The organism is Spirulina subsalsa FACHB-351 (assembly GCF_026130165.1).
Taxonomy (GTDB): domain Bacteria; phylum Cyanobacteriota; class Cyanobacteriia; order Cyanobacteriales; family Spirulinaceae; genus Spirulina_A; species Spirulina_A subsalsa_A.
Map to the genome: position 1 here is coordinate 1 of NZ_JAIHOM010000174.1, position 7,344 is coordinate 7,344.

General features: G+C 49.1%; 4 protein-coding genes, 2 pseudogenes and 1 CRISPR repeat array. Of the genes and pseudogenes, 3 read left to right on the forward strand and 3 right to left on the reverse strand.

Going from position 1 to position 7,344, the window contains the following annotated elements; translation table 11 throughout:
- Both K4A83_RS21145 and ilvB read left to right on the forward strand, forming a co-directional pair.
- Window positions 1-305: pseudogene (locus K4A83_RS21145) on the forward strand (RNA-guided endonuclease InsQ/TnpB family protein); the annotation flags it as partial.
- Window positions 306-650: 345 nt separating this feature from the next.
- A complete protein-coding gene (gene ilvB / locus K4A83_RS21150) occupies window positions 651-2,510 on the forward strand; it encodes a biosynthetic-type acetolactate synthase large subunit (protein ID WP_265266688.1) in 1,860 nt (619 codons plus the stop codon).
- A 65-nt stretch (window positions 2,511-2,575) separates the two neighbouring features.
- Here the strand turns inward: ilvB and K4A83_RS21155 are convergent, their stop codons facing one another.
- Complete coding sequence (locus K4A83_RS21155; protein WP_265266689.1) at window positions 2,576-3,760, reverse strand: Rpn family recombination-promoting nuclease/putative transposase; 1,185 nt, start codon at window positions 3,758-3,760, stop codon at window positions 2,576-2,578.
- Between the two features lie 151 nt (window positions 3,761-3,911).
- On the opposite strand from K4A83_RS21155, the gene K4A83_RS21160 reads away from it, so the two are divergent.
- Window positions 3,912-5,597 carry an alpha-keto acid decarboxylase family protein gene (locus K4A83_RS21160; protein ID WP_265266690.1) on the forward strand — a complete coding sequence of 562 codons (1,686 nt, stop codon included), beginning with the start codon at window positions 3,912-3,914 and terminating at the stop codon, window positions 5,595-5,597.
- A gap of 90 nt (window positions 5,598-5,687) precedes the next feature.
- Here the strand turns inward: K4A83_RS21160 and K4A83_RS21165 are convergent.
- Both K4A83_RS21165 and cas2 read right to left on the reverse strand, forming a co-directional pair.
- Window positions 5,688-5,909 (reverse strand): annotated as a pseudogene (locus tag K4A83_RS21165) (IS200/IS605 family accessory protein TnpB-related protein); the annotation flags it as partial.
- Between the two features lie 115 nt (window positions 5,910-6,024).
- Window positions 6,025-6,776: a CRISPR direct-repeat array (repeat unit 37 nt; unit sequence GTTTCAATCCTCACCCAGCCCGGAGGCCGGGTGCTAC).
- 168 nt (window positions 6,777-6,944) lie between these two features.
- Complete coding sequence (gene cas2 / locus K4A83_RS21170) at window positions 6,945-7,211, reverse strand: CRISPR-associated endonuclease Cas2 (protein ID WP_265266692.1); 267 nt, start codon at window positions 7,209-7,211, stop codon at window positions 6,945-6,947.
- Window positions 7,212-7,344 lie beyond the last annotated feature (133 nt).

Sequence of the window (7,344 nt, forward strand, 5' to 3'; positions counted from 1 at the left end):
CCGCCACCCTTTGCAAGCACAAGGACGGATTATTTTATATCCATATCCAGGTTAAGGACGAACCGCCGGAGCCTATTAAGACTACCGATGTGAAGGGAGTCGATTTAGGTAGAACTGATTTAGCAATGAGTTCTGATGGCGAAAAGTTTACTGGAGAAGGGGTCAAAAATAAGAGAGATAAGTTGGCTAGGGTACGGGCATCAATCCAAAAGAAAGGCACAAAAAGCAGTAAGCGACTGCTGAAACGGCTATCTGGAAGAGAGAAGCGTTATCAATCCTGGGTGAACCATAACAAAGGTTACTAAAGCTTAAACAATCCCTGACAGAATGCCAAAAAGTCGCCGTCTCAGGTTAGCCTATCAGAGATGGGGTCAGGATTCCGGCCATTGGGGCTTCGATACCCCAACATCTAAAATCTACTCGGGTTCGTGCTAACTTGTAAGTATGATGTTGAACATCAGCCGCCAATTTAAGTTAGAACCAACCGCCGAGCAGGTTTGAGATGATGATGTCAACAGTAGCGCGCTCATCTGTAGCGACCTACACCCTTGCGAATCCTAGTGATTTAACCCTAGGAGCTTGCTTGTCTTCTGTGAAATCCACCGGAGACTTTCCGAAATTGTACAAATATACTGTTCTAAAAAATAGCCGTGGTTTCTTCAAGCGTTCCACAATCTAGTTCTTTTACCCAAGCTCCCACCCGTTGTAGTGGAGCTTTTGCCCTGATTGATAGTCTCGTTCGTCATGGGGTGAAACATATTTTTGGTTATCCGGGCGGTGCTATTCTGCCCATTTATGATGAAATTTATCGAGCCGAAGCGAGAGGCGATGTTCAACATATCCTGGTACGACATGAACAGGGTGCCTCCCATGCGGCGGATGGTTATGCTCGCGCTACGGGGAAAGTGGGGGTCTGTTTCGCCACCTCTGGTCCTGGGGCGACAAATTTAGTCACAGGGATTGCTACGGCTCATCTGGATTCTATCCCGATGGTGGTCATTACCGGACAGGTGGGACGGGCGGCCATTGGAACCGATGCTTTCCAAGAAACGGATATCTGGGGGATTACCCTACCTATTGTTAAAAATTCCTATGTGGTGAGACGGGCCGAGGATATGGCGCGGATTATCGCCGAGGCTTTCCATATTGCTAGTACAGGTCGCCCTGGGCCGGTTTTGGTGGATATTCCCAAGGATGTGGGCATTGAAGAGTGTGACTATGTGCCTGTGAATCCGGGGGAGGTGAAGTTACCGGGGTATCGTCCGACGATTAAGGGCAATCCGCGCCAAATTAACGGGGCGATTCAGTTAATGCAGGAGGCGAGACGGCCGTTGCTGTATGTTGGGGGCGGGGCGGTTACGTCGGGCGCTCATCAAGAGTTGAAGCAATTGGCGGAACATTTCCAAATCCCGGTAACAACGACCTTAATGGGGTTGGGGTCTTTTGACGAAAATCATCCCCTGTCGGTGGGAATGTTGGGAATGCACGGCACGGCTTACGCGAATTATGCTGTGACGGAATGTGATTTGTTGATTGCAGTAGGGGCGCGTTTTGATGACCGGGTGACGGGGAAATTAGAAGCGTTTGCTTGTAAGGCCCGGATTATTCACATTGATATTGACCCGGCGGAAGTGGGTAAAAATAAGGCTCCCAATGTGCCGATTGTGGGTGATGTGAAGGTGGTTTTAAATCAAATCTTAAACCGCATTCAAGAGTTGAATATTACTCCGAGTGATGACCGTACTCATGCTTGGTTGGAGCAGATTAAGGAGTGGCGCAAAGATTACCCGTTGGTGGTTCCTCATCATGGGTCGAGTTTGTCTCCTCAAGAGGTGATTGTAGAAATTGGCCGTCAAGCGCCTTATGCCTATTACACGACGGATGTAGGTCAACATCAAATGTGGGCGGCTCAATTTATTAATTATGGCCCTCGGCGCTGGATTTCGAGTGCTGGGTTGGGAACGATGGGTTATGGTCTACCTGCGGCAATGGGGGTTAAGGTGGCTTTGCCGGATGAGCAAGTCATCTGTATTAGCGGTGATGCGAGTTTCCAGATGAATTTACAGGAATTGGCGACCCTTGCACAGTATGGGATTAATGTCAAGACTGTAGTGGTGAATAATGGCTGGCAGGGGATGGTGAGGCAGTGGCAACAAACCTTTTATGGGGAGCGCTATGTGGCTTCAAATATGCAGTCTGGGATGCCGGATTTAGTCAAGTTGGCGGATGCCTTCGGGATTAAGGGAATGTTGGTTCAGAAGCGGTCTGAGTTGAAAGAGGCGATCGCGGAAATGCTAACTCATGATGGTCCAGTGTTGATTGACGCTCATGTGAAGCAGGATGAAAACTGTTATCCCATGATTGCCCCCGGTAAGAGTAATGCTCAAATGTTGGGTTTACCGGAAAAGAGCAAAATTGATCAAGCGGTGGGGATTATTCACTGTAGCCAATGTGGGGCGAAAAACTCCACGGCTCACAAGTTCTGCTCGGAGTGTGGCACGAAACTCTGATCCGCAGGTTTGGTGATCACAATAAGCGCCCAAAGTCTTTGATTTCCTTTGACTTTGGGCGTTTTTTAGCTTTGCTCTTCTCCTTCTTCCGCTATTACATCTCCCTGAGTTAATTGATCTTCTACCCACTCCATTAACTCTAACTCTGTGATAAAGTCCCAAGCGACCTCGGCCAGATTCTCTAACTGTTCACTGGATAATTGCTTAATTTGACCCTGTAAATCTTTGGAAATGTCCCCAAAACGGCGTTTCAGGGAGCGTAGAACAATGGCAAACTGTCCGGTCAGCATTCCCTGTTGTTTGCCTTGTTCAATCCCCTGTTGTTTGCCCTGTTCAATCCCTTCTTGTAACCCTTGCAAACGACCCTGTTTAATTCCTTCTTGAATCCCGGCTTGTTTGCCTTGTTCAATTCCTTCTCGAATCCCGGCTTGTTTGCCTTGTTCAATTCCTTCCTGTAAACCTTGAGAACGTCCTAAAGAAAGAGATTCTCGCTGGTCAGCAATAAAGAGGCGTTGTTGTTGTAAAACGTCGAATTCTTCACGGCTTAAGCTGGCACTATCGGCACAGGCAAAGGCTTGAGTTAAGGCGGGAATGGCTTGGAAGTTGGGGGGAATGGCTTGTAATGTCCCAGCTTGTTTTAAAAAGTAGAGCCATTGGTCTGTGACGCTGGTTAATTGTTCAACGGTTTTCTTGAATTTCGGTAGTTCAATGAAGACTAAACCTAGTTCATTGTTGGGATAGTCAAACCCTTGTTCAACTTCTTTGAGGGCAAAACGGGACACAATATTGGGCTGTTGCTCGAACATTTCAAAGTCCGTGATGGTTAGGGTCATCAAGGGCTTAATTTCTAAGGGTACATCGGTTTTATTCAGTTGTAGGGCGTAGGTTTTGGCTGCATTGAATAAAACCCGCTTGCTGAGGGTGGGTAAACTCAGCACTTGGATTTCAATTAAACAGGTGGTGTCCCCGTTGAGTTTGGCATTGACCCGAAGCGGAGGGGCGGGGATACGGGGGTTTAATTCGGTCCAGTCCAGCACTTCTGGGGTGATTTCTTCGAGGACGGGGTTGCCTTCATAAAGGACGGCATTGAGGAAACTGAGCAGGACTTCAGAATGCTCCGCAGAACCAAAGATTTTTTTAAAGCCGAAATCGGTCGTGGGATCAATGAACTTCATAGGGGTCAAAATCAAACCGTTTGGGTTAACCGTTTCCGTGGGCGCGATCGCACTATCAGGCGCATCGACGGCCAAACTGGATTTAATACTAGCACTCTGTCCCCCCTCAATTCATGTCCCTCTCTTGATCTGTAGGATGCACAAAAATGTACTTTAAGCAACATTAATTAATAAAATGTCACGTTAGAGTAGAGGCTATAGCTTCAACTCACAAGGAATCTCACCTATGGTAATGACTCCCTCCGCTCTTGACCTGCAAGGCTCTCGTCTCAAGACCACCACCATCGGTCAGTATTTAGTGGAACAACTCGAAGCCCTCGGCATTGGGCATATTTTCGGGGTACCGGGGGATTATGTCCTCAAGTTTATGGATTTGTTGTTAGAGAGTTCCCTGGAGTTAGTGGGAACTTGTAATGAACTCAATGCGGGATATGCGGCCGATGCCTATGCCCGTTTAAAAGGGGTAGGTGCGGTTTGTGTGACCTATGGTGTGGGAGGGTTAAGCTTAGTGAATGCCATTGCGGGGGCCTATGCTGAACAAGTCCCCCTGATTGTGATTAGTGGCGCACCCCCCACCACAGCCCATCAAAATCTCTGGAATCCCCTTCTGCTTCACCACACGACGGGAGACTATAACCTTCAGCAGTCGGTGTTAGAAAAGGTAACGGTGGCGGCTGTTACGTTAACCCCGGATCAAGCGACTCAGCAAATTGATCAAACCTTGGCCGCTTGTCTCCGTTATAAGCGCCCAGTGTATATTGAGATTCCGGTTGATTTAGTCGCCCATCCTTGCACGATTCCCGCGCAAAAGCCCCTAGTGGTACGCCCCAGTAGTGATGAACAGGCCTTGCGGGAAGCGGTGGAAGAAGCGGTAATGTTGCTGGAAAGGGCAAAATATCCGGTCATTCTGGCGGGAGTGGAACTCCATCGCTACGGCATCCAAGGGAAATTAGTGGAATTGGTGGAAAAAACGGGTTATCCCATCGCTTCGACTCTGTTGGGTAAGTCTAGTATTACGGAAATGCACCCCCAATTTATTGGGAATTATGTGGGGGCGCTGAGTCGGGATTATGTGCGCGATCGCGTGGAACAAGCTGACTGTATTCTCTGTTTAGGGGCGATCCTCTCAGACACGAATTTAGGGGGCTATACAGCCCAATTGGAGCGAGGGAAGTTAATCAATGCTAATTTACAACGAGTCCAAATTAAGCATCATTACTATTCCCCCATTTACCTAGGGGATTTTATGGATTGTTTAATGGAAACCTTAAGCCCGCGCTCTCCTCAAACCCTAAACATTCAGCCCACTTCCACGCTTTTAGGGGATCCCTTTGTGGTGCAATCGGAAGCCCCCCTCACCAATGCCCGATTTTACCAACGGATGAATCATTTTATGGGGGAACAGAATATTGCGATCGCCGAAACCGGAGACGCGATTATTGCCTGTATTGACCTCCCCATCCGTCAGGATGCCAAATTCATTGGCCAGGCCTTTTATATGTCCATTGGTTACTCGCTTCCGGCTTGTTTAGGGGCTGGTTTGGCTCAACGGAATCATCGGATTTTGTTATTTATTGGCGATGGTTCGTTTCAGATGACCTGTCAGGAATTATCGACTATTATCCGTCATGGATTAAATCCGATTGTTTTCTTGATTAATAATGACGGCTACACCATTGAACGGATGATTCATGATGGGGCTTACAATGATCTTCAGCCGTGGAAGTATCACAAAATGCCGGAAATTTTCGGGGAGAGTTGGAGTTGTGAAGTCCATACCGAGGGGGATTTAGAAGAAGCACTGGCCACCGCTCAACTTTTGCGCGATCGCCTCTGTTTCATTGAAATCCACCTCGATCGTTTGGATTGTTGTGAGCGGTTAGTTAATTTAACCAGTCGGTTAGGATCCTGATTATTGATTATTCCCGATTACCACAGCCCTGAACAGAGGGAGTATAATCGCGAATTTTTGCCTTGAGCCAGCCATGAAACCGTTGGCGCAACGTTTAGCGGTTGCGTGGATTAAACGCTCTACCGCAGGGATTTGTTGCTGTGAGGATAAACCCCCTAACTCTGACCAATGGGTGAAGACAATGCCTACCACATACCGACAGAGCCGACGGTAGACTTTCACCGTTTCGCCAAACAAAACACGCTGTTGGGCGGTTGGGTTTAATGTCCACTTATCGGTTCTGATAATTTTGGTGGGCTTCTTGACTTTCATGGGAGAATTTTAACATCATGACACTGTTTTATGTCGCTCAAAAAGGACGACTAAGACCCACCGCTCCTTGACCCCCACCTGCCTGCGGCGAGGTGGGGGAGTGCGTCGCTCTTTTTGTTCAATCCTCACCCAGCCCGGAGGCCGGGTGCTACGGTGACATTCACGACTATCAACCTTGCCAAGGTGTTTCAATCCTCACCCAGCCCGGAGGCCGGGTGCTACGCCGCTTTGGGGGGGACTACTTCCTCAACATGGCGTTTCAATCCTCACCCAGCCCGGAGGCCGGGTGCTACTGGCGTACCCTCGCCACAGAATAGCGTCACCGCCGTTTCAATCCTCACCCAGCCCGGAGGCCGGGTGCTACCTCCCATCGTAATTAGATCCATAGCCAAGTCCATCGGGTTTCAATCCTCACCCAGCCCGGAGGCCGGGTGCTACAAGTATACAAATTACTACCCTTTACATAATACATAAGGTTTCAATCCTCACCCAGCCCGGAGGCCGGGTGCTACAATGGGCGGTTGATTGCGGTGACTTGGCGGAATTAGTTTCAATCCTCACCCAGCCCGGAGGCCGGGTGCTACTGTTTCCCAGTTATCGCCGTTAGGATAAGGGCTTGTTTCAATCCTCACCCAGCCCGGAGGCCGGGTGCTACACGACCGGAGGGGCCTACCGATTTCTCCGGCTGGTGTTTCAATCCTCACCCAGCCCGGAGGCCGGGTGCTACGCCTACGGCATCACCGCCTAGCACATAATTCCCGTTTCAATCCTCACCCAGCCCGGAGGCCGGGTGCTACATTTGGTATAACGAGTTTATTCTAGGTAAAAAGGTTTCAATCCTCACCCAGCCCGGAGGCCGGGTGCTACCGCGATTATACCAAACCCTTACAGAATAAGCAATCCAGACCCCCAAAACGCGAACCCCCTTGAGAAGAGGCAAAACAACTGAGGGAAAAACCAACACTAAGGGCTGAAACCCTTACCCCGTAAGGTGCGCGAAACCCCCTAGATTTTAACCATCGCTTGGGGTTCGCGCTACAAAATGAGCGGTTCATCGAAATCAACATAATGATCCAAACCATAGACATCCACACAATCACTCCGATCCCCCCGTAGGCGATAAATTCGCAAACTATCCGTTTCTCGTTTGATGATTTTGACCAACTTTGCAAGAAACGCCTCATATTGTGCCTCATTCAAGCGACACTCAAACACCGACTTCTGAACGCGCTGACCATAATCCTTACAGGTGTTAGCGACCTGACGGAGCCGACGACGACCCGCCGAGGTTTCTGTATTCACATCATAGTTGACACTCCACTGCCTAAAGGCGAGTGGATTCTTTCCTCATAGACTCTTGTCTAGCCAATCAGAAATTGACCCCGACAGAACGTCTCCGAAAGCATTTTGAATCACGGGCTGTCCGACCGCGATT

Coding starts and splice junctions, on each gene's coding strand:
- K4A83_RS21160 (WP_265266690.1), top strand. CDS start 3,912: ATGGTAATGACTCCCTCCGCTCTTGACCTGCAAGGCTCTCGTCTCAAG.